Origin of the sequence: Streptomyces sp. SID8374 (assembly GCF_009865135.1) — a bacterium.
Classification (GTDB): Bacteria; Actinomycetota; Actinomycetes; order Streptomycetales; family Streptomycetaceae; genus Streptomyces.
In genome coordinates this window covers 1,352,346-1,376,023 of record NZ_WWGH01000001.1, presented here as the reverse complement: position 1 = coordinate 1,376,023, position 23,678 = coordinate 1,352,346, and the positions used below count along the sequence as shown (strand labels likewise).

Genomic DNA, 23,678 nt, shown 5'->3' with positions numbered 1-23,678 from the left:
ATGACCACCCGCACCCCGCTGATGGCGGGCAACTGGAAGATGAACCTCAACCACCTCGAGGCCATCGCCCACGTCCAGAAGCTCTCCTTCGCCCTGACCGACAAGGACTACGACGCCGTCGAGGTCGCCGTCCTGCCGCCCTTCACCGACCTGCGCTCCGTGCAGACCCTGGTGGACGGCGACAAGCTGAAGATCAAGTACGGCGCCCAGGACATCTCGGCGCACGAGTCCGGTGCCTACACCGGTGAGATCTCCGGCGCCATGCTCGCCAAGCTGCGCTGCACCTACGTGGCCGTCGGCCACAGCGAGCGCCGCCAGTACCACGGCGAGAGCGACGAGATCTGCAACGCCAAGGTGAAGGCCGCCTACCAGCACGGCCTGACCCCGATCCTCTGCGTCGGCGAGGGCCTGGACATCCGCAAGGCCGGTGACCAGGTCTCCTACACGCTCGCGCAGCTGGACGGCGGCCTGAAGGACATCCCGGCCGAGCAGGCCGAGTCCGTCGTCATCGCCTACGAGCCGGTCTGGGCCATCGGGACCGGCGAGGTCGCCACCCCCGAGGACGCCCAGGAGGTCTGCGGTGCGATCCGCCGCCGGCTGGCCGAGCTGTACTCGCAGGAGCTGGCCGACGCCGTCCGCATCCAGTACGGCGGCTCGGTGAAGTCCGGCAACGTGGCGGCCATCATGGCGCAGCCCGACGTGGACGGCGCCCTGATCGGCGGCGCCGCGCTGGACGCCGACGAGTTCGTCAAGATCGTCCGCTTCCGCGACCAGTGAGTATGCGGTAGCGCGGATCCGTCGTACCCTTGCGGGGGCCGTGAGGGTCACCACCCTCCGGCCCCCGCTGTACGTACAGGCAGTAGTCGAGAATTCCGGAAAGTAGGGACCAGCCGTGGTTATGGCGTTCCAGATCGCTCTGATCGTCTTCAGCCTGCTGCTGATGCTGCTGGTGCTCATGCACAAGGGCAAGGGCGGCGGCCTCTCCGACATGTTCGGTGGCGGAATGCAGTCCTCCGTCGGCGGCTCCTCCGTGGCCGAACGTAACCTCGACCGCATCACCGTCGTGGTCGGTCTGGTCTGGTTCGCGTGTGTCGTCGTCCTCGGCCTGCTGGTCAAGCTGGGTGACTGACCCGTCGTCCGCGATTCCCGGTGAGGGTGTAACTCCTTTCACTGGACGCGCGTTGGGCCTTACGTAGACTGGGGCATCCTCGAGCACCATCACGCAGGGAGTTACGACCGTGGCAAGTGGCAACGCGATCCGGGGAAGCCGGGTCGGAGCGGGGCCGATGGGTGAGGCCGAGCGGGGCGAGTCCGCGCCGCGCCTCCGCATCTCCTTCTGGTGCTCGAACGGGCACGAGACGCAGCCGAGCTTCGCCCATGACGCGCAGGTGCCGGACACCTGGGACTGCCCGCGCTGCGGCTTCCCGGCCGGCCAGGACAAGGACAGCCCCCCGGACCCGCCCCGCACCGAGCCGTACAAGACGCACCTCGCGTACGTACGCGAGCGGCGCAGCGACGAGGACGGCGAGGCCATCCTCGCCGAGGCCCTGGCCAAGCTCCGCGGCGAGATCTAGCCACTCCCCGGTCCGTACAGCTCCACGCACCACCCCAGTCGTTCACCGGCCGGACACCCACGGGTGTCCGGCCGGACTGCTTTGCCTCGTCCTGGCTCGCGTCCGCGTCACCCGCGTCCTCGATCAATTAGGTTGGAGGGGCAGCGGGGATGCTGACGTACAAGAAGAAGTGGGCTGATATCCGGGATGAACGCAGCAAGCCGAACCAAGCTCAACCAGACCCCCGAGTGGACGGCTCTCGCCAAGCACCGTGAGGGGTTCGGCGCGACCCAGCTGCGCGAACTCTTCGCGCAGCAGCCGGACCGGGGCACCGCCTACACCCTCCGGGTCGGCGACCTCCACCTCGACTACTCCAAGCACCTGGTCACCGACGAGACGCTGCGCCTGCTGCGCGAGCTCGCCGCCGCGACCGGGGTCGCCGAGCTGCGGGACGCGATGTTCCGCGGCGAGAAGATCAACACCACCGAGGACCGCGCCGTCCTGCACACCGCGCTCCGCGCCCCGCGCGACGCGGTGATCGAGGTCGACGGCGAGAACGTCGTGCCCGCCGTGCACGCCGTCCTGGACAAGATGGCCGCCTTCGCCGAGAAGGTCAGGGCGGGGGAGTGGACCGGTCACACCGGCAAGCCCATCAAGAACGTCGTGAACATCGGCATCGGCGGCTCCGACCTCGGCCCCGCCATGGCGCATGAGGTGCTGCGCTCCTTCACGGACCGCTCGCTCACCGTCCGGTTCGTCTCCAACGTCGACGGCGCCGACCTCCACGAGGCGGTCCGCGACCTGGACCCGGCCGAGACGCTGTTCATCGTCGCCTCGAAGACGTTCACCACGATCGAGACGATCACCAACGCCACCTCCGCCCGCGACTGGCTCCTCACCGAGCTGCGGGCCGGTCAGGACGCCGTGGCCCAGCACTTCGTGGCGCTGTCGACCAACGCGGAGAAGGTCGACGAGTTCGGCATCGACACGGCCAACATGTTCGAGTTCTGGGACTGGGTCGGCGGCCGCTACTCCTACGACTCCGCGATCGGCCTCTCGCTGATGATCGCCATCGGCCCGGACCGGTTCCGCGAGATGCTGGACGGCTTCCACCTGGTCGACGAGCACTTCCGCACCGCCCCCGCCGAGGAGAACGCCCCGCTCCTGCTCGGCCTGCTCGGCGTCTGGTACGGCAACTTCTTCGACGCCCAGTCGCACGCGGTGCTGCCCTACAGCCACTACCTGTCCAAGTTCACCGCGTACCTCCAGCAGCTGGACATGGAGTCCAACGGCAAGTCCGTCGACCGCCAGGGCGACCGCGTCGACTGGCAGACCGGCCCGGTCGTCTGGGGCACGCCCGGCACCAACGGGCAGCACGCCTACTACCAGCTGATCCACCAGGGCACCAAGATGATCCCGGCGGACTTCATCGGCTTCGCCGCCCCGGTCCACGACCTGCTGCCCGGCCTGATCGCCCAGCACGACCTGCTGATGGCCAACTTCTTCGCCCAGACCCAGGCGCTCGCCTTCGGCAAGACGCCCGACGAGGTCCGCGCGGAGGGCGTGCCCGAGGAGCTGGTCCCGCACAAGACGTTCCAGGGCAACCACCCGACGACGACGATCCTCGCCGACAAGCTGACCCCCTCGGTCCTCGGCCAGCTCATCGCGCTCTACGAGCACAAGGTCTTCGTCCAGGGCGCCATCTGGGACATCGACTCCTTCGACCAGTGGGGCGTCGAACTCGGCAAGGTCCTCGCCAAGAAGATCGAGCCCGTCCTGACCGGCGAGGCCTCCACCGGGGAGCTGGACAGCTCCACCGCCGCCCTGGTCACCGCCTACCGCACGCTGCGGGGGCGCTGAGCCCATGCCGGTGGGGGAGGGGGCGGCGGAGATACGGCTGCGGCCGCCGCGCAACACGCTGAACGAGCGGGTGGTGGGCTGGTGGCGGGTCCAGTGGCTGCTGATGACGGCGGTCCCGGTCGTCCCGCTGGCCGTGCTGGGCGCGCTGATCGACTCCGCCCGCTTCTGGCTCCTGCTGCCCGCCGTGGTGTTCGCCGCGGCGGGCGGTGGGGCCGCCGTCCTCCTCCCGCTCTGGTGGTTCCGCACGCACCGCTGGGAGGTCACCGAGGACGCGGTCTACGTACGCACCGGGTTCTTCTGGCAGGAGTGGCGGATCGCGCCGATGTCCCGCATCCAGACCGTGGACACCGTGCGCGGCCCGCTGGAACAGCTCTACCGGCTGGCCACCGTCACGGTCACGACCGCATCCTCCAAGGGCGCGGTACGGATCGAGGGCCTGGACCACGAGGTCGCCGCCGAACTGGCCGAACGGCTCACCCGCATCACCCGTAACACCCCCGGCGACGCCACATGAGCACCCCGCACACCCCGTACGCCCCCGAGGACGACTGGCGCCGCCTCGACCCCCGTACGGTCTGGGTCACCGCCCTCGTCGTCGCGGGCGTCGTCGCCGGTGCCGCCCTCCCGGCCACCCTCGGGCTCGCCAACTGGCTCGGGCTCCCCGGCGCGGTGCTCTGGGTGCTCGCCGCGGCCGTCCTGGTCATCGGGGTCGCGGCGGGCGCCGACCGGGTCCGCTGGCACCGCACCCGCTACCGCATCGGCGAGGAGCGCGTCGAACTCCACACCGGCCTCCTCCTCGTCAAGCGCCGCTCCCTGGCCCGCGAGCGCATCCGCACCGTCGACCTCACCGCCAACCCGCTGCTCCGCCTCCTCGGCCTGGTCACCGTCAGGATCGGCACCGGCGAGCAGGGCAACGACTCCACCCTGGAGCTGGACCCGGTCACCCGCGCCGAGGGCGAACGGCTCCGCCGACTCCTGCTGGAACGCGCCACGACCACACCCCCTGGCTCCCACCGCGACGGCGAACTGGCCTCCCTCGACCCGCGCTGGATCCGCTACGCACCGGTCTCCTTCCTCGCCCCCATGCTCGGCGGCGCGGCCGTCGGGGCCGTGATGCAGATCAGCGAGTGGGTGGGGGCGCAGGGCGAGGTCATCGCCTGGGTCGGCGACCGCTTCCAGGAGACCCCGCTCCTCTGGGTCATCGTGATACTCGTCGGGGCCGCCCTGGCCGCGGGTGTCGTCGGGGCGCTCGGCCTCTGGATCGAGATGTGGTGGAACTACCGCCTGGAACGCGAGCCCGGCGGCACCATCCGGGTCCGGCGCGGGCTGTTCACCTCCCGGTCCATCTCCGTCGAGGAGGCCCGGCTGCGCGGCGTCGACCTCGTCGAACCCCTCGGCGTACGGCTGCTCGGCGCCGCCCGGCTGGACGCCATCACCACCGGTCTGGCCAAGGACAGCGAGTCCAGGAACGCCGACCACAACACGGTCCTCCCGGCAGTCCCGCGCCCGCTGGCCGACTCCGTCGCCGCCGCGATACTGCGGGAGGAGGCCACCCCGACCGGCGCCCCGCTGACCCGCCACCCCCGCGCCGCCCGTGGCCGCCGGCTGCGCTGGGCCCTGGCAGCCGCCCTCGCCCCGATCCTGCTGCTCACCGTCCTCGGGGCGCTGCTCACCCCCGTACTCCTGTGGATCGCGCTCGGCTGCGCGGTGGTGTCCCTGCCGCTCGCGGTGGCGCTGGCGCTGGACGCGTACCGCAACCTCGGCCACGCGCTCTCCGGCCGCTACCTGGTGACCCGCTCCGGCACCCTGCGCCGCTCCACCGCCGCGCTGGAGCGGGCCGGGGTGATCGGCTGGACCGTCAAGCAGTCGTACTTCCAGCGGCGGGCGGGGCTGATCAGCGTCACGGCCACGACAGCCGCCGGAGGGGGCGCGTACACGGCGTACGACACCGACGCGTCCGAGGGGCTCACCTTCGCCGCCGAGGCCGTCCCGGGGCTGCTGGAGCCCTTCCTCGAGCGGAATGTGCGCCCCGGCCCGTGAGGGAACGCATGGGAGCGGGGACGTACGCCCCGGCCCGTGACCGACGGCACAACCGGCCGCCTGGGCAGCCGGACCGCTGTCGGCGACCGGCACCTCCGAACTCTGCCTCTCCATAGCCGGTTACCACCCGGCCACCCTCGCCCCGCTCCAGGACGGCCACGGGGTGCACGACTACTGGATGTTCGAGGGGCTACGCACCTCCGGCAACCGCGACCTGCACGTCACCGCCAAGAACTGCGACGACCACGTCGCCCTCTCCATGGCGGCGAGCAGCCTCAACGTCCTGAGCCTGCACGGCTGTACGTCGGCGCAGGCGGGCACCGTCCCGCAGGCCGTGGTGGTCGGCGGGCTCAACACCCGCTTCAAGACCCTGCTCAAGGCGGAGTTCGACAAGGTGGGCATCGCCTGGCGGGACGGGAACGAGCTGCCCGACCTGGCCGGGGTCAATCCCACCAACCCCGTCAACCGCACCATGCTGTCCAAGGGCGGTCAGCTGGAGCTCACCACGGAGCTGCGCGCCGCCATGTTCACCAACAACACCCGGGCGGGCCGGGCCGGCTCCACGACCGCGGTCTTCGACCGCTTCACCGCAGCCTGCCGGGCCGCGATCACCAAGCTGGAGCAGGGGACCGATCAGGTCATCCTCTGATGTACGGGGTCCGAGCCGCCGTGCGTCGTGTGACGCCGAAAGTCCTCAGCCGCCGTGCGTCGTGTCGATGACGCAGAAGCGGTTGCCCTCGGGGTCGGCGAGGACCACGAAATCCGGGTCCGGCGGGTAGAGCTCCCAGGCGACCCGCTCGGCGCCCAGCGCGATCAGCCGCTCCACCTCGGCCTCCTGCGTGTCGGAGTAGAGGTCGAGGTGGACCCGGGGGACCTCCTGGACGGGGGAGGTGGAGCGGCCCAGTGACAGCCCGACGCCGGGCCCCTCGACCGGGACCAGCACCACCCAGTCGTCCGTCCCCGGCTCACGCTCGGTGTAGGTGAGCGCGGCCTTCCAGAAGGCGGCGGCCCTTCGTACGTCGCTCGCGCCCATCACCACGGTTCCGATATGCACCATGGGGCGAGCTTTTCACGCACCAGGCCCGGCCCGCTGAGAAAAAGCGGGCCGGGCCTGGTGGCCGAAAAGGCGGAAAAGCTCAGGCGGAAGCCGGTGGATACAGCTCGCGCGGCAGCTGCGAAGCCGCCGCCGCGTCCAGCAGCCACAGCGTCCGGCTGCGGCCGTACGCGCCCGCCGCCGGGGCCTGGATCTCCCCGGCCCCGGACAGCGCGATGGCCGCCGCCTCCGCCTTGTCCTCGCCCGCCGCCAGCAGCCACACCTCACGCGCCGCGCGGATCGCGGGGAGCGTGAGCGAGACCCGGACCGGCGGCGGCTTGGGAGCTCCGTGCACACCGACGACGGTGCGCTCGGTCTCCCGTACCGCCGGCAGCTCCGGGAAGAGCGAGGCGACATGCGTGTCCGGGCCGACGCCCAGCATCAGCACGTCGAACGACGGCACCCGGCCGTGGTCCTCCGGCCCCGCGGCGGCGGCCAGTTCGGCCGCGTACGCCGCTGCCGCCTCGTCCACGTCCTTGCCGTACGGGCCGTCGGACGCGGGCATCGCGTGCACCCGGGCCGGGTCGAGGGGCACCGCGTCCAGCAGCGCCTCACGTGCCTGGGTGATGTTCCGCTCGGGGTCGCCATCGGGCAGGAACCGCTCGTCGCCCCACCACAGGTCCAGCCGCGCCCAGTCGACGGCGTCCCGGGCGGGCGCGGCGGCGAGTGCGGCCAGCAGGCCGTTGCCGTTGCGCCCGCCGGTCAGCACCACCGAGGCGTGGCTCCGGGCGGCCTGGGCGTCCACGATCCGCGTGATCAGCCGGGCCGCCGCGGCCTGTGCCATCAGCTCCTTGTCGCGGTGCACGACCAGCTGAGGAGGCGTCACTTGGCGGCCGCCTTCTTGGCCGGGGCCTTCTTCGCGGCGGGGGCCTTCTGCCCGTCCTCGGCCGGCTTCTCAGCCGGAACCGCCTTGGCCTCGCCGCCCGCGTGGAGCTTCTCCACCCCGAACTTCACCGCGGACTCATAGGTGTTGTCCGGGTCCAGCCGGCGCAGCTCCTCCGCCAGCAGCTCGGCGGTGTCCCGGCGCTTCAGCGCCACCGCGCGGTCCGGCTGGCCCTGCATGGAGAGCGTGGCCAGCGAGCCGTCGGCCCGGTCCAGGACGATGACGCCGTTCTTCGTCTCCATCCGGACGGCGGTCAGCCCGGGGCCGTCGGAGAGCGTGCGCTCCACCGGGACGCCGAGCCGGTCGGCGAGCCACATCGCGAGCAGTTCGCAGCTCGGGTTGTCGCTCTCGCCCTCGACGGTGGCGCCGATGACCTGCGCGGGCTGCTGGTCCAGCGCCGCGGCCAGCATGGAGCGCCACGGCGTGATCCGGGTCCAGGCCAGGTCGGTGTCGCCGGGGCTGTACGTCGCCGCCCGCACCGCCAGCTCGTCCAGCGGACGCTCGGCGGAGTAGGTGTCGGTGATGCGGCGCTGGGCGAGCGCGCCCAGCGGGTCCTTCGCCGCGTCGGCGGGTGCGCCCTCGGGCCACCACACCACGACCGGGGCGTCCGGCAGCAGCAGGGGGAGGACCACCGACTGGGCGTGGTTGGCCAGTTCGCCGTGGAGGCGCAGCACCACGGTCTCGCCGGTGCCCGCGTCGGAACCGACCCGGACCTCCGCGTCGAGGCGGGCGTCGCGGCGGGCGCGCGGCGAGCGGCTGACCCGCTTGATCACCGCGATGATCCGCGAGGGGTGCTCGCGGGAGGCGTCACCGGCGGACTTGAGCGCGTCGTACGCGTTCTCCTCGTCGGTGACGATGACCAGCGTGAGCACCATGCCGATGGCGGGGGTGCCGATGGCCCGGCGGGCCGAGACCAGCGCCTGGTTGATCTTGCTGGATGTGGTTTCCGTGAGATCGATCTTCATGGCCGCCTCCAGCTCCGTCCGTCACGTGCGAGCATCTCGTCGGCCTCGGCCGGACCCCAGGTGCCGGCCGCGTACTTCGCGGGCTTGCCGTGCTTGTCCCAGTACGCCTCGATCGGGTCGAGGATGGTCCAGGAGAGTTCGACCTCCTGGTGGCGCGGGAACAGGTTGGCGTCGCCGAGCAGCACGTCCAGCAGGAGCCGCTCGTACGCCTCCGGGCTGGACTCCGTGAAGGACTCGCCGTACGCGAAGTCCATCGTGACGTCCCGGACCTCCATCGAGGTGCCGGGCACCTTGGAGCCGAAGCGCACGGTGACGCCCTCGTCCGGCTGGACCCGGATGACCAGGGCGTTGCCGCCGAGCTCCTCCGTGGCACCGGACTCGAAGGGCAGGTAGGGCGCGCGCTTGAAGACGACCGCGATCTCCGTGACCCGGCGGCCGAGCCGCTTTCCGGTACGGAGGTAGAACGGCACGCCCGCCCAGCGGCGGTTGTTGATCGTCAGCTTGATCGCCGCGTAGGTGTCGGTCGTCGACTTGGGGTCGATGCCCTCCTCCTCGCAGTAGCCGAGGACCTCCTGGCCGCCCTGCCAGGCGTGCTCGTACTGGGCGCGCACCGTGTGCAGACCGAGGTCCTCCGGCAGCTCCACGGCGGTGAGCACCTTGAGCTTCTCGGCGACCAGGGCCTTGGGGTGGAAGGAGCCGGGCTCCTCCATCGCGGTCAGCGCCAGCAGCTGGAGCAGGTGGTTCTGGATGACGTCACGGGCGGCGCCGATGCCGTCGTAGTAGCCGGCCCGGCCGCCGATGCCGATGTCCTCGGCCATCGTGATCTGTACGTGGTCGACGTAGGACCGGTTCCAGATCGGCTCGAACATCGTGTTGGCGAACCGCAGCGCCAGGATGTTCTGGACCGTCTCCTTGCCCAGGTAGTGGTCGATCCGGAAGACCTCGTTGGGCGGGAAGACGTCGTGCACGAGCTGGTTGAGCTCCTGCGCGCTGGCCAGGTCGTGGCCGAAGGGCTTCTCGATGACGGCACGCCGCCAGGAGCCTTCCTTCTGGTCGGCCAGGCCGTGCTTCTTGAGCTGCTGGACGACCTTGGGGAAGAACTTCGGCGGCACGGAGAGGTAGAAGGCGAAGTTGCCGCCCGTCCCCTGTGCCTTGTCGAGTTCCTGGATGGTCGACTTCAGCGTCTCGAAGGCCTCGTCGTCGTCGAAGTTGCCCTGGACGAAGCGCATCCCCTGGATGAGCTGCTGCCAGACCTCCTCGCGGAACGGCGTACGGGCGTGCTCCTTGACGGCGTCGTGGACGACCTGCGCGAAGTCCTCGTCCTCCCAGTCGCGGCGCGCGAAGCCGATGAGCGAGAAGCCCGGTGGCAGCAGGCCGCGGTTGGCCAGGTCGTAGACAGCAGGCATCAGCTTTTTACGGGACAAATCGCCCGTGACGCCAAAGATGACCAGGCCCGACGGCCCCGCGATACGCGGGAGCCGTCGGTCCTGTGCGTCACGGAGCGGGTTGGCTCCGGGAACAGCAGACAAAGTGGTCAGCCCTCCGAGGGGGCGAGGCGCGAGAGCTCCGCCTCGGTCGACTTGAGCAGGTCGTTCCAGGACGCCTCGAACTTCTCGACGCCCTCGTCCTCCAGCACCTGCACGACATCGTCGTACGAGATGCCGAGCTTCTTGATCGCGTCGAGGTCGGCGCGGGCCTGGTCGTAGCCGCCGGCGACGGTGTTGCCGGTGATCTCGCCGTGGTCGGCCACGGCCTCCAGGGTCGCCTCCGGCATGGTGTTCACCGTGTTGGGGGCGACGAGGTCGTCGACGTACAGGGTGTCCTTGAGGGACGGGTCCTTGACACCGGTGGAGGCCCACAGCGGACGCTGCTTGTTGGCCTGCGCCTTGTCCAGCGGGGCCCAGCGGTCGCTCGCGAAGACCTCCTCGTACGCCTCGTAGGCCAGGCGCGCGTTGGCCAGGGCGGACTTGCCCTTGGCGGCCTTCGCCTCGTCGGAGCCGATGGCGTCCAGGCGCTTGTCGATCTCGGTGTCCACACGGGACACGAAGAAGGACGCCACCGAGTGGATCTTGGAGAGGTCCAGGCCTGCGGCCTTCGCCTTCTCCAGGCCCGCCAGGTAGGCGTCCATGACCGCGCGGTAGCGCTCCAGCGAGAAGATCAGCGTCACGTTGACGCTGATGCCCCGGCCGATGGTCTCGGTGATCGCCGGGAGGCCGGCCTTGGTCGCCGGGATCTTGATGAGCGTGTTCGGCCGGTCCACCAGCCACGCCAGCTGCTTGGCCTCGGCGACGGTGGCCACCGTGTTGTGCGCCAGGCGCGGGTCGACCTCGATGGAGACCCGGCCGTCCTGGCCGCCGGTCGCGTCGAAGACCGGACGCAGGATGTCGGCGGCGTCGCGGACGTCCGCCGTCGTGATCATGCGGAGCGCTTCCTCGACGGTGACCTTGCGGGCGGCGAGGTCGGTGAGCTGCTGCTCGTAACCGTCGCCCGAGGAGATCGCCTTCTGGAAGATCGACGGGTTGGTCGTGACGCCGACGACATGGCTCTGGTCGATCAGCTCGGCCAGGTTGCCGGACGTAATCCGCTTGCGCGACAGGTCGTCGAGCCAGATCGCCACGCCCTCGTCGGAGAGGCGCTTGAGTGCGTCTGTCATGGGTTGCATCTCCTACTAGTCGTATATAAGGCGTCAGCGCGCGGCGGCGGCGAGGGATTCCCGCGCGGCGGCGGCCACGTTCTCGGCGGTGAAGCCGAACTCGCGGAAGAGGACCTTCGCGTCGGCCGAGGCACCGAAGTGCTCCAGCGAGACGATCCGGCCGGCGTCACCGACGTACCGGTACCAGGTCAGGCCGATGCCCGCCTCCACGGCGACCCGCGCCTTGACCGACGGCGGGAGCACGCTCTCCTTGTAACCCTGATCCTGCTCCTCGAACCACTCGACCGACGGCATCGAGACCACCCGGGTCGGCACACCGGCCGCCTGGAGCTGCTCGCGCGCCTCGACGGCGACGTGGACCTCGGAGCCGGTCGCGATGAGCAGCACCTGCGGCTCTGTGTTCTGCCCGGAGGGCCCTTCGGCCTCGAAGAGGACGTAACCGCCCTTGGCCGCGTTCTCGTTGGCCTCGTACGTCGGCACGCCCTGGCGGGTCAGTGCCAGACCGTGCGGGGCGCCCTCGCCGAACACCTTGGTGTAGCGGCGCAGGATCTCGCGCCAGGCGATGGACGTCTCGTTGGCGTCGGCCGGGCGCACGATGTTCAGGCCCGGGATGGCGCGCAGCGCGGCCAGGTGCTCCACCGGCTGGTGGGTCGGGCCGTCCTCGCCGAGGCCGATCGAGTCGTGCGTCCACACGTACGTCACCGGCAGGTGCATCAGCGCGGAGAGCCGCACCGCGTTGCGCATGTAGTCGGAGAAGACCAGGAAGGTGCCGCCGTAGATGCGGGTGTTGCCGTGGAGCGCGATGCCGTTCATCGCGGCGGCCATCGCGTGCTCGCGGATCCCGAAGTGGATCGTGCGGCCGTACGGGTCGGCCTCCGGCAGCGGGTTGCCCACCGGCAGGAACGACGACATCTTGTCGATCGTGGTGTTGTTCGAGCCGGCCAGGTCGGCGGAGCCGCCCCACAGCTCGGGCACGACCTCGCCCAGCGCCTGGAGCACCTTGCCGGAGGCGGCGCGGGTGGCCAGGGACTTGCCGGCCTCGAAGACCGGGAGCTTCTCCTCCCAGCCCGCGGGCAGCTCACCCGCGGCGATCCGGTCGAAGTCGGCGGCGCGCTCCGGGTTGGCGGTGCGCCAGGCGGCGAACGCCTTGTCCCAATCGGCACGGGCCTCGCGGCCGCGGTCCAGGGCCTCACGGGTGTGGCCGATGACCTCGTCGGAGACCTCGAAGGTCTGCTCCGGGTCGAAGCCCAGGACCCGCTTGGTCGCCGCGATCTCCTCGTCGCCGAGCGCCGAGCCGTGCGCGGCCTCGGTGTTCTGGGCGTTGGGGGCGGGCCAGGCGATGATGGAGCGGGCCGCGATGAACGAGGGGCGCTCGGTCTCGGCCTTGGCCGCCTGGAGCGCCGCGTACAGGCCCGCCGGGTCCAGGTCGCCGTTGGGCAGCTGGTCGACGCGCTGGACGTGCCAGCCGTACGCCTCGTACCGCTTCAGGGTGTCCTCGGAGACCGCGGTCTCCGTGTCGCCCTCGATGGAGATGTGGTTGTCGTCCCAGAGGAGGACCAGGTTGCCCAGCTTCTGGTGCCCGGCCAGCGAGGACGCCTCGGCCGAGATGCCCTCCTGGAGGCAGCCGTCACCGGCGATGACCCAGACCGTGTGGTCGAACGGGGAGGTGCCGGGGGCCGCCTCGGGGTCGAAGAGGCCGCGCTCGTAGCGGGCGGCCATGGCCATTCCCACCGCGTTGGCGACACCCTGGCCCAGCGGACCGGTCGTCGTCTCGACACCCGTCGTGTGGCCGTACTCCGGGTGGCCCGGGGTCTTCGAGCCCCAGGTCCGGAACGCCTTCAGGTCGTCCAGCTCCAGGCCGTAACCGGCGAGGTAGAGCTGGATGTAGAGCGTCAGGCTGGAGTGGCCCGCCGACAGGACGAACCGGTCGCGGCCGGTCCACTCCGCGTCCGCGGGGTCGTGCCGCATGACTTTCTGGAACAGGGTGTACGCGGCGGGAGCCAGGCTCATGGCCGTACCCGGGTGGCCGTTTCCGACTTTCTGTACGGCGTCCGCGGCGAGGACGCGGGCGGTGTCCACGGCCCGCTGGTCCAAATCGGTCCACTGGAGGTCTGAGGTGGTCGGCTTGATGCTCACCCTGAGTCAGGGCTCCTCTCCACTGTTCGTAAGCCGGTGACCGTTACCGCACCGGACGCTGCCGAGCCTACCCCCGCCGCGGGGCACACTTTCCGAGCACTTTCCAGGGTGCGGGCGACCTGCGCACTTCGCCTCCCGGCGGACGCGCCCCGTACATCGCACAGTCACCCTCAACACGACCCCACCCCCGCGAAGGGCGGTGTATCCCCAACGTCTAGAGTGGTCGAGTTCGCGCAAGTCTTCACAAGGGCCTTTCGGCCCGGAGCTTGCTGGGATTTCTCTGTCAGGGGTGTGCGTGACGGCCGTCGAGTCCCGACCCGCAGGGGTCGCCTTGACTCCCAGCCCAGGGGGCCATCGCCCGTACGGGGCCCGTGTCAAGGCATTCGTGGCGCTTACCAAGCCACGGATCATCGAGCTGTTGCTCATCACCACCGTTCCGGTGATGTTCCTCGCCGCCCAGGGCGTACCCGACCTGTGGCTGGTGCTCGCCACCACGCTGGGGGGTTACCTCTCGGCGGGCGGCGCCAACGCGCTGAACATGTACATCGACCGCGACATCGACGCGCTGATGGACCGCACGTCGCAGCGTCCGCTGGTCACCGGCATGGTCAGCCCCCGCGAGTGCCTCGCCTTCGGCATCGGCCTCGCGGTGATCTCCACGCTCTGGTTCGGACTGCTCGTCAACTGGCTGTCCGCCGGGCTCGCTCTCGGGGCGCTGCTCTTCTACGTCGTCGTCTACACGATGCTGCTGAAGCGCCGCACCTCGCAGAACATCATCTGGGGCGGCATCGCCGGCTGCATGCCGGTGCTCATCGGCTGGTCCTCGGTGACGAACTCCCTCTCCTGGGCCGCCGTCATCCTCTTCGCCGTCATCTTCTTCTGGACGCCGCCGCACTACTGGCCGCTCTCCATGAAGGTGAAGGAGGACTACGCCCGGGTCGGCGTCCCGATGCTCCCGGTCATCGCCACCAACCAGGTGGTGGCCCGGCAGATCGTCATCTACAGCTGGGTCATGGTCGGCGTCTCGCTGCTGCTCACCCCGCTGGGCTACACCGGCTGGTTCTATCTGTCGGTGGCGCTGCTGGCGGGCGGCTTCTGGCTCTGGGAGGCCCACGGGCTCCAGAACCGGTCGAAGGCCGGGGTGACGGGCGCCAAGCTCAAGGAGATGCGGCTGTTCCACTGGTCCATCACCTATGTCTCGCTGCTCTTCCTGGCCGTCGCGGTGGACCCCTTCCTCCGCTAGGGAAGTCCGGCCCCCGGCCTCTACGGGCGGGTCACGTGGCACAAGCCACGTGACCCGCCCGTCGCCGTTCCCCCTACCCGTCGGTAGCATCCTGTCCATGGCAGAGACGGCAGCAGACACGGAGCAGACCTCGCGGACGGACGCCAGGAAGGCGGCCCGGGCGGAGCGCAAGGCGGCGAAGCTGGCCCGCGAGATCGGGGCCTTCGCCAAGGAGCACGGCGGTGCCGAGGGGCAGCTCGCCTACATCGGCCAGGCGGGCGCCCGCATCGTCCTGGTGGGCCAGGACGGCGCCTGGGGCGACCTGGTGGCCCCGACGTACGCGGTGGCCGAGAGCGCGGCGGAGAAGTCCGGCATCACGATGCACGAGGAGTTCGACGGCGACTTCGCCCTCAAGGTCCGCACGGGCCCCTACGAGTGGTCGCGGATGGCCGGCATCCAGATCGGCGGCCCGTCCAACGACAGCTGAGCGGATACGGAGAAGGGGCGGCGGGCCTGTGCCCGCCGCCCCTTCTCCGTACGGCCGTTCAGAGAGCCTGCGCCGACTCCCGCTGCTCGGCGGAGGCGGACGGGCCCGGCAGCGGAGCCGGTACGTCGTCGCCGCGCTCGCGCATGCTCATCACCAGGCGGATCACGGCGATCCACATGATGGCCGAGCCGAACATGTGGATGCCGACCAGGATCTCGGGGACGTCGCTGAAGTACTGGACGTACCCGATCGCGCCCTGGGCGAGCAGCACGACGAGCAGATCGCGGGCGCGGGCCCGGGTGTCGGCGGGGGCGTCGACCACCCGCAGGGCCAGCCACATCGCGATGGCCAGCGCGCAGACCACCCAGGCGGCGATGGCGTGCACATGGGCGGCGGCCGACCAGTCCCACGGCATACGCGGTACGTCGCTGCTGTCGCCCGCGTGCTTGCCGGAACCGGTCACCGAGGTGCCCAGCACGATGAGGACCACGGTGGTCGCCAGGATCGCCCAGGAGAGGCGGCGTACCGGCAGGGGAGCGCGGGGCCGCGCGGGGCCGTCGCCCTCGCCGATCCTCACCCAGGTGATCACGGTGACGGCGAGCAGCGCGTTGGCGAGCAGGAAGTGCCCGGCCACCGTCCACGGGTTGAGCCCCGCCCAGACGGTGATGCCGCCGAGGACGGCGTTGCCCAGCACGATCCAGAACTGCGACCAGGCAAGCCGGGTCACCTTGCGGCGGCGCGGCTTGGCGGAGCGGGTGGCGACGATGGTCCAGCCGACGGCCGCCGACAGGACGTACGTCAGCATCCGGTTGCCGAACTCGATCGCGCCGTGCAGCCCCTGCTCGGGCGTCGCGAACAGGCTGTCGTCGGTGCACTTGGGCCAGGTGTCGCAGCCGAGGCCCGAACCGGTCAGCCGGACGGCACCGCCGGTCACGATGATGAAGACGCTCATCATCACGGCGGAGAGCGCGGCACGCTTCACCACGGTGGTGGACGGCGTCCAGCGCTTGGCGATGGCAGAGATGGGGGTTTCCACGCGGACCATCGTAGGACGAGGCTTGTGCATGTTTTCACGAGGGGTGGGTTCGTGGCGGCTTGCCCGTGAAAGTCCCCGGTCGGCCTACTCCCAGCGGAAGAACTTCGCCGCCGCGCCCAGTCCCAGCACCGCCCAGACCGCCAGGATCCCGGCCTGGCCCCACGGCATCGACGCGCCGTGCTGGAGGACGTCCCGCAGCCCCTCCGAGAGCGCCGAGATGGGCAGCAGCCCCAGCACCGACTGCACCGCGTCCGGGAACTTGTCCAGCGGCACGATGACCCCGCCGCCGACCAGCAGCAGCAGGAAGACCAGGTTGGCGGCGGCGAGCGTCGCCTCGGCCTTCAGCGTCCCGGCCATCAGCAGCCCGAGCCCGGAGAACGCGGCGGTCCCCAGCACCAGGAGCAGCAGCACGGAGAGCGGGTTGCCCTGCGGCGACCAGCCGAGCGTGAAGGCGATCGCGGTCAGCAGCAGCACCTGGAGCACCTCGGTGACCAGCACCGACAGCGTCTTCGCCGTCATCAGCGCCCAGCGCGGCAGCGGGGAGGCCCCGAGCCGCTTGAGGACCCCGTAGCGGCGCTCGAAGCCGGTGGCGATGGCCTGGCCGGTGAAGGCCGTCGACATCACGGCCAGCGCGAGGATGCCCGGCGCCAGGAAGTCGACCGACGCGCCCGAGCCGGTGTCCACGATGTCGACCGCGCTGAACAGCACGAGCAGCAGCGTCGGGATGATCACCGTCAGCAGCAGCTGCTCGCCGTTGCGCAGCAGCATCCGGGTCTCCAGCGCGGTCTGCGCGGCGATCATCCGGGGGAGCGGGGCGGCGCCGGGGCGCGGGGTGTACGTACCGGCGCTCATGCGCGCAGCTCCTTGCCGGTCAGTTCGAGGAAGACGTCCTCCAGGGTGTGCCGCTCCACCGAGATGCCCTCGGGCATCACCCCGTGCTGGGCGCACCAGGAGGTGACGGTGGCCAGCAGCTGCGGGTCGATGGCACCGGTGATGCGGTACGTCCCCGGGACCGGCTCGGCGGCCTCGGAGCCGTCGGGCAGCGCCTTGACGAGGGAGCCGAGGTCGAGTCCCGTACGTCCGGTGAAGCGCAGGGTGTTCTCGGCGCCGCCCCGGCAGAGCTGCTCGGGGGAGCCCTGGGCGATGACCCGGCCCGCGTCGATGATCGCGACGTCGTCGGCGAGCGCCTCGGCCTCGTCCATGAAGTGGGTGGTCAGCACCACGGAGACCCCGTCGGCGCGCAGCTCGCGCACCAGGTCCCAGGTGGAGCGGCGGGCCTGCGGGTCCAGCCCGGCGGTCGGCTCGTCCAGGAAGACCAGCTCGGGTCGGCCGACGACCGCGAGGGCCAGGGCGAGGCGCTGCTGCTGGCCGCCGGAGAGCCGGCGGTAGGTGGTGCGGCCGCAGGAGCCGAGGCCGAGGCGTTCGATCAGGGCGTCCACGTCCAGCGGGTGGGCGTGCAGCCTGGCCATGTGGCGGAGCATCTCGTCGGCGCGGGCGCCGGAGTAGACACCGCCGGACTGGAGCATGACCCCGATCCGGGGGCGCAGCCGCTCGGCGTCGGTGACCGGGTCGAGTCCGAGGACGCGTACGGTGCCGGAGTCGGGTCGGCGGTACCCCTCGCAGGTCTCGACCGTGGTGGTCTTCCCGGCGCCGTTCGGGCCCAGGACGGCCGTCACCGCGCCCGACGCCACGACCAGATCGAGGCCGTCCACCGCGGTCTTCGTGCCGTACCGCTTCACCAGGCCGTTGACCTGTACGACGGGCTCGTTCTCCATGGCGCGTAAGTCTAGGCAGCGCCTCGCGCGGGCCCTCCCGCGGGGCCAGATTAGGTAACCCTAAGTGACGAACCACACCGTAGATCGTTCCGGACCGTGGTTGTCATGGCCGAATGAATTACGCAACAATGGTGTTGTGAAATACGACGGTGGGTCTCCCCAGGAGGAACTCGCGACCGGTGAGCGCTCCACGCGCAACCGGGTCGCGCGCTCCATCCTGGACCACGGTCCGTCCACCGCCGCCGATCTGGCCAAGCGCGTCGGCCTCACCCAGGCCGCCGTCCGCCGCCACCTGGACGCACTCGTCTCCGACGGTGTCGTCGAAGCCCGTGAACAGCGGGTCTACGGGGCGCGGACCCGCGGCAGGCCCGCCAAGGTGTTCGCCCTGACGGACTGCGGCCGGGACGCCTTCGACCAGTCCTACGACAAGCTGGCCGCGGACGCCCTGCGCTTCATCGCCGAGTCCGGCGGGGACGAGGCGGTCACCGCCTTCGCCCGTGCCCGGATGGCGGCGATGGGCGAGGCGTACCGCGCCGCGGTCGAGGCCGCGGAGCCCTCGGAGCGCACGGAGGCCCTCGCCAGGGCCCTGAGCGCCGACGGGTACGCTGCTACGGCGCGAAGCGCGCCGGGCCCCCAGCAGGGCGAGCAGCTGTGCCAGCACCACTGCCCGGTGGCGCATGTCGCCGAGCAGTTCCCACAGCTGTGCGAGGCGGAGACGGAATTCTTCTCCAGCCTCCTCGGGACCCATGTGCAGCGTCTGGCCACCCTCGCCCACGGCGACGGCGTGTGCACGACATACGTGCCGCGCAGCGGCCAGACAGCACCCCCACAGACCACCCATTCAGCATCTGCAAGCACGGCCGGGAGGAACCCCGCATGACGCTCCCCACGGAGACTGCCCACCCTGAGCTCGAGGGCCTGGGTACGTACGAATTCGGCTGGGCCGACTCCGACGCGGCAGGCGCGGCGGCGAAGCGCGGCCTGTCCGAGGCTGTCGTCCGCGACATCTCGGAGAAGAAGAACGAGCCGGAGTGGATGCTGAAGCTGCGGCTCAAGGGCCTCAAGCTCTTCGGCAAGAAGCCCATGCCGAACTGGGGCTCCGACCTGTCGGGCATCGACTTCGACAACATCAAGTACTTCGTGCGGTCCACGGAGAAGCAGGCGGCCTCCTGGGAGGACTTGCCCGAGGACATCAAGAACACCTACGACAAGCTCGGCATCCCCGAGGCGGAGAAGCAGCGCCTCGTCGCCGGTGTCGCCGCGCAGTACGAGTCCGAGGTCGTCTACCACCAGATCAACGAGGAGCTGGAGGCGCAGGGTGTCATCTTCATGGACACCGACACCGCGCTGAAGGAGCACCCGGAGCTCTTCAAGGAGTACTTCGGCACCGTCATCCCCGTCGGTGACAACAAGTTCGCCTCGCTGAACTCGGCCGTGTGGTCCGGCGGCTCGTTCATCTACGTGCCCAAGGGCGTCCACGTCGAGATCCCGCTCCAGGCCTACTTCCGTATCAACACGGAGAACATGGGCCAGTTCGAGCGGACGCTGATCATCGTCGACGAGGACGCCTACGTCCACTACGTCGAGGGCTGCACCGCCCCGATCTACTCCTCGGACTCGCTGCACAGCGCCGTGGTCGAGATCATCGTGAAGAAGGGCGGCCGCTGCCGCTACACGACGATCCAGAACTGGTCGAACAACGTCTACAACCTGGTCACCAAGCGGGCCGTGGCCTACGAGGGCGCGACCATGGAGTGGGTCGACGGCAACATCGGCTCCAAGGTCACCATGAAGTACCCGGCCGTCTACCTGATGGGCGAGCACGCCAAGGGCGAGACGCTCTCCATCGCCTTCGCGGGCGAGGGCCAGCACCAGGACGCCGGCGCCAAGATGGTCCACATGGCGCCGAACACCTCCTCGAACATCGTCTCCAAGTCGGTGGCGCGAGGCGGCGGCCGTACGTCCTACCGCGGTCTGATCGAGATCGGCGAGGGCGCGCCGGGCGCGAAGTCCAACGTGCTCTGCGACGCTCTCCTCGTCGACACGATCTCCCGCTCGGACACCTACCCCTACGTCGATGTCCGCGAGGACGACGTGTCGATGGGCCACGAGGCGACCGTCTCCAAGGTCTCCGAGGACCAGCTCTTCTACCTCATGAGCCGCGGACTCACCGAGTTCGAGGCCATGGCGATGATCGTGCGCGGCTTCGTGGAGCCGATCGCGAAGGAGCTGCCCATGGAGTACGCCCTGGAGCTCAACCGGCTGATCGAGCTGCAGATGGAGGGTTCGGTCGGCTAGGTCCTCGCACCCGAGGACGACACGGGGCGGTCGCACGCGGCCGCCCCGGCCCCCTACCGAACCACCCCCTTCTTGACTGAGAAAGCGAGCACTACGACAGCCATGGCTGAGGCTCAGAACTCCCCCACTCTCGGCTCCGCTCGAGCGGGGGGACCCCCTCCGGTGGGCTCCACCACCGCCGGCTCCATCGCGGTGGCCGCCGAGTCGACCGTCGCCACGCGCATGAGCGCGCCCCCGTCCTTCGACGTCGCGGACTTCCCCGTCCCGCACGGTCGCGAGGAGGAGTGGCGCTTCACCCCGCTGGAGCGGCTGCGCGGGCTGCACGACGGCACCGCCGTCGCGAACGGCGGCGGCGTGAAGGTCGCGATCGAGGCGCCCGAGGGCGTCACCGTCGAGACCGTCGGCCGCGACGACGCACGGCTCGGCAAGGCCGGTACGCCGGTGGACCGGGTCGCCGCCCAGGCGTACAGCTCCTTCGAGCAGGCCTCGGTCGTCACCGTCGCCAAGGAGGCCGTGCTCACCGAGCCGGTCCGGATCACCGTGCACGGTGAGGGCGGCACCGCCTACGGCCACCAGCTCATCGAGTTGAAGCCCTTCGCCGAGGCCGTCGTCGTCATCGACCACACCGGTGACGCGGTGCTCGCCGCCAACGTCGACTACGTGCTGGGCGACGGCGCCAAGCTGACCGTCGTCTCCGTCCAGGACTGGGACGACACGGCCGTCCACGTCGGCCAGCACAACGCGCTGGTCGGCCGTGACGCCTCCTTCAAGTCGATCGTCGTCACCTTCGGCGGCGACCTCGTCCGCCTGCACCCGCGGGTCGCCTACGCGGCGCCCGGCGGCGAGGCGGAGCTCTTCGGTCTGTACTTCACCGACAAGGGCCAGCACCAGGAGCACCGCCTCCTGGTCGACCACAACACCCCGCACTGCAAGTCCAACGCGGTGTACAAGGGCGCGCTCCAGGGCGAGGGAGCCCACGCCGTCTGGATCGGGGACGTCCTCATCCAGGCCGCGGCCGAGGGCACCGACACCTACGAGATGAACCGGAACCTCGTCCTCACCGACGGCGCCCGGGTCGACTCCGTACCCAACCTGGAGATCGAGACCGGCGAGATCGTCGGCGCCGGCCACGCCTCGGCGACCGGCCGCTTCGACGACGAGCAGCTCTTCTACCTCCAGTCCCGCGGCATCCCGGCCGAGGAGGCCCGCCGCCTGGTCGTGCGCGGCTTCTTCGCCGAGCTGGTCCAGCAGATCGGCCTGCCGGACGTGGAAGCACGGCTCCTCGACAAGATCGAGGCCGAGCTGAAGGCGTCCGTCTGATGTCCTTCGTCAAAGCCTGTGCGCTGAGTGAGCTGGAGGACGACACCCCCAAGAGGGTGGAACTCGACGGCACACCGGTCTCCGTCGTCCGCACCGAGGGCGAGGTGTTCGCGATCAACGACATCTGCTCGCACGCGAACGTGTCGCTCTCGGAGGGCGAGGTGGAGGACTGCGCGATCGAGTGCTGGCTGCACGGATCGTCGTTCGACCTCCGCACCGGCAAGCCGTCCGGCCTTCCCGCGACGCGCCCCGTCCCCGTATACCCCGTAAAGATCGAAGGGGACGATGTGCTCGTCTCCGTCACCCAGGAGTCCTGAGTCACCCATGGCAACGCTTGAAATCCGCGACCTGCACGTCTCCGTCGAGGCCGACAACGCCACGAAGGAGATCCTCAAGGGCGTCGACCTGACCGTGAAGCAGGGCGAGACCCACGCCATCATGGGCCCCAACGGGTCCGGCAAGTCCACCCTCGCGTACTCGCTCGCGGGTCACCCCAAGTACACGATCACGAGTGGCACGGTCACCCTGGACGGCGAGGACGTCCTGGAGATGTCCGTCGACGAGCGCGCCCGCGCCGGCCTCTTCCTGGCCATGCAGTACCCCGTCGAGATCCCCGGTGTCTCGGTCTCCAACTTCCTGCGCACCTCCGCCACCGCCGTCCGCGGCGAGGCCCCCAAGCTGCGTACGTGGGTCAAGGAGGTCAAGGAGACGATGGCCGGGCTCCAGATGGACCCCGCCTTCGCCGAGCGCAACGTCAACGAGGGCTTCTCCGGCGGTGAGAAGAAGCGCCACGAGATCCTCCAGCTGGAGCTCCTCAAGCCGAAGATCGCAGTCCTGGACGAGACCGACTCCGGTCTGGACGTCGACGCGCTCAAGACCGTCTCCGAGGGCGTCAACCGGGTCCGCGCGACCGGCGAGGTCGGCACGCTGCTGATCACGCACTACACCCGGATCCTGAAGTACATCCAGCCCGACTTCGTGCACGTGTTCGCCAACGGCCGGATCGCGGCCTCCGGCGGTGCCGAGCTGGCCGACCAGCTGGAGAACGAGGGCTACGAGGCATACACGAAGGGTGGCGCTTCCGCGTGACTGACGCCCGACAGGGGCTCACCGGCCTCCTCGACACCGAGGCGATCCGCAAGGACTTCCCGATCCTGGACCGCACGGTCCACGACGGCAAGAAGATCCTCTACCTGGACTCCGCGGCGACCTCGCAGAAGCCGCGCCAGGTCCTCGACGCGCTCAACACGTACTACGAGCGCCACAATGCGAACGTGCACCGAGGCGTCTACACGATCGCCGAGGAGGCCACCGCGCTGTACGAAGGCGCCCGTGACAAGGTCGCGGCCTTCATCAACGCGCCGAGCCGCGACGAGGTGATCTTCACCAAGAACGCCTCGGAGTCGCTCAACCTCGTGGCCAACATGCTCGGCTGGGCGGACGAGCCCTACCGGGTGGACCGCGACACCGAGATCGTCACCACGGAGATGGAGCACCACTCCAACATCGTGCCGTGGCAGCTGCTCTCGCAGCGCACCGGCGCGAAGCTGAAGTGGTTCGGCATCACCGACGACGGCCGACTCGACCTGTCGAACATCGACGAGATCATCACCGAGAAGACGAAGATCGTCTCCTTCACGCTGGTCTCCAACATCCTGGGCACCGTCAACCCGGTGGAGCAGATCATCCGCCGCGCCCAGCAGGTCGGCGCGCTGGTCTGCATCGACGCCTCGCAGGCCGCCCCGCACATGGTGCTGGACGTGCAGGCGCTCCAGGCCGACTTCGTGGCCTTCACCGGCCACAAGATGGTCGGCCCGACCGGCATCGGCGTGCTCTGGGGACGGCAGGAGCTCCTGGAGGACCTGCCGCCGTTCCTGGGCGGCGGCGAGATGATCGAGACCGTGTCGATGCACTCGTCCACCTACGCCCCGGCGCCGCACAAGTTCGAGGCCGGTACGCCTCCGATCGCCCAGGCCGTCGGCCTCGGCGCGGCCGTGGACTACCTCTCCTCGATCGGCATGGAGAACATCCACCAGCACGAGAAGGCGATCACCCAGTACGCGGTGAAGCGCCTGCTGGAGGTCCCGGACCTGCGGATCATCGGTCCGGCGACGGCCGAGGACCGCGGGGCCACGATCTCCTTCACGCTCGGCGACATCCACCCGCACGACGTGGGCCAGGTCCTCGACGAGATGGGCATCTGCGTCCGGGTCGGCCACCACTGCGCCCGCCCGGTCTGCCTGAGGTACGGAATTCCCGCGACGACGCGAGCGTCGTTCTATCTGTACTCCACGCCCGCCGAGGTCGACGCACTGGTGGACGGGCTGGAGCACGTCCGGAACTTCTTCGGCTGAGGG

The 23,678-nt window shown here is 70.1% G+C and carries 23 protein-coding genes and 1 pseudogene; 15 read left to right on the top strand and 9 right to left on the bottom strand.

Annotation, left to right across the window (positions count from 1 at the left end; all coding sequences use genetic code 11):
- The 7 genes and pseudogenes from tpiA to GTY67_RS06175 all read left to right on the top strand — a co-directional run.
- Nucleotides 1-777: a triose-phosphate isomerase gene (tpiA, locus tag GTY67_RS06205; protein ID WP_093686425.1), complete on the top strand. Its 777-nt coding sequence runs from the start codon at nt 1-3 to the stop codon at nt 775-777.
- Between the two features lie 115 nt (nt 778-892).
- The gene (secG, locus tag GTY67_RS06200) at nt 893-1,129 is read left to right on the top strand and encodes a preprotein translocase subunit SecG (RefSeq protein ID WP_026241503.1); all 237 of its coding nucleotides are present in this window, start codon (nt 893-895) and stop codon (nt 1,127-1,129) included.
- Nucleotides 1,130-1,238: 109 nt separating this feature from the next.
- The gene (locus tag GTY67_RS06195) at nt 1,239-1,574 is read left to right on the top strand and encodes an RNA polymerase-binding protein RbpA (protein ID WP_073217477.1); all 336 of its coding nucleotides are present in this window, start codon (nt 1,239-1,241) and stop codon (nt 1,572-1,574) included.
- Nucleotides 1,575-1,760: 186 nt separating this feature from the next.
- Complete coding sequence (gene pgi, locus GTY67_RS06190; protein WP_093686426.1) at nt 1,761-3,413, top strand: glucose-6-phosphate isomerase; 1,653 nt, start codon at nt 1,761-1,763, stop codon at nt 3,411-3,413.
- Nucleotides 3,414-3,417: 4 nt separating this feature from the next.
- Nucleotides 3,418-3,927: a PH domain-containing protein gene (locus tag GTY67_RS06185; protein WP_161278038.1), complete on the top strand. Its 510-nt coding sequence runs from the start codon at nt 3,418-3,420 to the stop codon at nt 3,925-3,927.
- On the top strand, nt 3,924-5,453 hold the full coding sequence (locus tag GTY67_RS06180) for a PH domain-containing protein (RefSeq protein WP_161278037.1): 1,530 nt from the start codon (nt 3,924-3,926) through the stop codon (nt 5,451-5,453). Before GTY67_RS06185 ends, GTY67_RS06180 begins: the two co-directional genes overlap by 4 nt.
- A gap of 85 nt (nt 5,454-5,538) precedes the next feature.
- Nucleotides 5,539-6,102: pseudogene (locus GTY67_RS06175) on the top strand (poly-gamma-glutamate hydrolase family protein); the annotation flags it as partial.
- A 45-nt stretch (nt 6,103-6,147) separates the two neighbouring features.
- Here the strand turns inward: GTY67_RS06175 and GTY67_RS06170 are convergent.
- The 6 genes from GTY67_RS06170 to tkt all read right to left on the bottom strand — a co-directional run bounded on the left by GTY67_RS06170 (nt 6,148) and on the right by tkt (nt 13,183).
- Nucleotides 6,148-6,510 carry a VOC family protein gene (locus GTY67_RS06170; RefSeq protein ID WP_161278036.1) on the bottom strand — a complete coding sequence of 121 codons (363 nt, stop codon included), beginning with the start codon at nt 6,508-6,510 and terminating at the stop codon, nt 6,148-6,150.
- 79 nt (nt 6,511-6,589) lie between these two features.
- Nucleotides 6,590-7,372: a 6-phosphogluconolactonase gene (gene pgl / locus GTY67_RS06165; protein WP_161278035.1), complete on the bottom strand. Its 783-nt coding sequence runs from the start codon at nt 7,370-7,372 to the stop codon at nt 6,590-6,592.
- Nucleotides 7,369-8,394 carry a glucose-6-phosphate dehydrogenase assembly protein OpcA gene (gene opcA, locus GTY67_RS06160; RefSeq protein ID WP_161278034.1) on the bottom strand — a complete coding sequence of 342 codons (1,026 nt, stop codon included), beginning with the start codon at nt 8,392-8,394 and terminating at the stop codon, nt 7,369-7,371. The genes pgl and opcA overlap by 4 nt, the downstream gene beginning before the upstream one ends.
- Complete coding sequence (zwf, locus tag GTY67_RS06155; RefSeq protein ID WP_093686433.1) at nt 8,391-9,923, bottom strand: glucose-6-phosphate dehydrogenase; 1,533 nt, start codon at nt 9,921-9,923, stop codon at nt 8,391-8,393. Before zwf ends, opcA begins: the two co-directional genes overlap by 4 nt.
- A gap of 5 nt (nt 9,924-9,928) precedes the next feature.
- A complete protein-coding gene (gene tal / locus GTY67_RS06150; protein ID WP_093686434.1) occupies nt 9,929-11,047 on the bottom strand; it encodes a transaldolase in 1,119 nt (372 codons plus the stop codon).
- Between the two features lie 33 nt (nt 11,048-11,080).
- Nucleotides 11,081-13,183, bottom strand: a complete 2,103-nt coding sequence (gene tkt / locus GTY67_RS06145; protein ID WP_161278033.1) for a transketolase — start codon at nt 13,181-13,183, stop codon at nt 11,081-11,083.
- Between the two features lie 289 nt (nt 13,184-13,472).
- Here tkt and GTY67_RS06140 point away from each other — a divergent pair, with 289 nt between their 5' ends.
- Both GTY67_RS06140 and GTY67_RS06135 read left to right on the top strand, forming a co-directional pair.
- Nucleotides 13,473-14,426, top strand: coding sequence for a heme o synthase (locus GTY67_RS06140; RefSeq protein WP_161278032.1), 954 nt, complete (start codon nt 13,473-13,475; stop codon nt 14,424-14,426).
- 97 nt (nt 14,427-14,523) lie between these two features.
- Nucleotides 14,524-14,892: a hypothetical protein gene (locus tag GTY67_RS06135; protein ID WP_161278031.1), complete on the top strand. Its 369-nt coding sequence runs from the start codon at nt 14,524-14,526 to the stop codon at nt 14,890-14,892.
- A 58-nt stretch (nt 14,893-14,950) separates the two neighbouring features.
- Here the strand turns inward: GTY67_RS06135 and GTY67_RS06130 are convergent, their stop codons facing one another.
- The 3 genes from GTY67_RS06130 to GTY67_RS06120 all read right to left on the bottom strand — a co-directional run bounded on the left by GTY67_RS06130 (nt 14,951) and on the right by GTY67_RS06120 (nt 17,703).
- A complete protein-coding gene (locus GTY67_RS06130) occupies nt 14,951-15,937 on the bottom strand; it encodes a COX15/CtaA family protein (protein WP_161278030.1) in 987 nt (328 codons plus the stop codon).
- Between the two features lie 75 nt (nt 15,938-16,012).
- A complete protein-coding gene (locus GTY67_RS06125) occupies nt 16,013-16,780 on the bottom strand; it encodes an ABC transporter permease (protein WP_161278029.1) in 768 nt (255 codons plus the stop codon).
- The gene (locus tag GTY67_RS06120; RefSeq protein ID WP_161278028.1) at nt 16,777-17,703 is read right to left on the bottom strand and encodes an ABC transporter ATP-binding protein; all 927 of its coding nucleotides are present in this window, start codon (nt 17,701-17,703) and stop codon (nt 16,777-16,779) included. The genes GTY67_RS06125 and GTY67_RS06120 overlap by 4 nt, the downstream gene beginning before the upstream one ends.
- Before the next feature lie 136 nt (nt 17,704-17,839).
- Here GTY67_RS06120 and GTY67_RS06115 point away from each other — a divergent pair, with 136 nt between their 5' ends.
- The 6 genes from GTY67_RS06115 (at nt 17,840) to GTY67_RS06090 (ending at nt 23,675) form a co-directional block, all read left to right on the top strand.
- A complete protein-coding gene (locus tag GTY67_RS06115) occupies nt 17,840-18,583 on the top strand; it encodes a metalloregulator ArsR/SmtB family transcription factor (protein WP_093686441.1) in 744 nt (247 codons plus the stop codon).
- Nucleotides 18,580-20,001, top strand: a complete 1,422-nt coding sequence (gene sufB / locus GTY67_RS06110) for a Fe-S cluster assembly protein SufB (RefSeq protein WP_093686442.1) — start codon at nt 18,580-18,582, stop codon at nt 19,999-20,001. Before GTY67_RS06115 ends, sufB begins: the two co-directional genes overlap by 4 nt.
- A 102-nt stretch (nt 20,002-20,103) precedes the next feature.
- Complete coding sequence (gene sufD, locus GTY67_RS06105; RefSeq protein WP_161278027.1) at nt 20,104-21,321, top strand: Fe-S cluster assembly protein SufD; 1,218 nt, start codon at nt 20,104-20,106, stop codon at nt 21,319-21,321.
- A complete protein-coding gene (locus GTY67_RS06100) occupies nt 21,321-21,638 on the top strand; it encodes a bifunctional 3-phenylpropionate/cinnamic acid dioxygenase ferredoxin subunit (protein ID WP_003969893.1) in 318 nt (105 codons plus the stop codon). The genes sufD and GTY67_RS06100 overlap by 1 nt, the downstream gene beginning before the upstream one ends.
- Before the next feature lie 7 nt (nt 21,639-21,645).
- The gene (gene sufC, locus GTY67_RS06095) at nt 21,646-22,410 is read left to right on the top strand and encodes a Fe-S cluster assembly ATPase SufC (protein ID WP_073880116.1); all 765 of its coding nucleotides are present in this window, start codon (nt 21,646-21,648) and stop codon (nt 22,408-22,410) included.
- A complete protein-coding gene (locus tag GTY67_RS06090) occupies nt 22,407-23,675 on the top strand; it encodes a cysteine desulfurase (protein ID WP_093686445.1) in 1,269 nt (422 codons plus the stop codon). Before sufC ends, GTY67_RS06090 begins: the two co-directional genes overlap by 4 nt.
- Nucleotides 23,676-23,678: the final 3 nt, after the last annotated feature.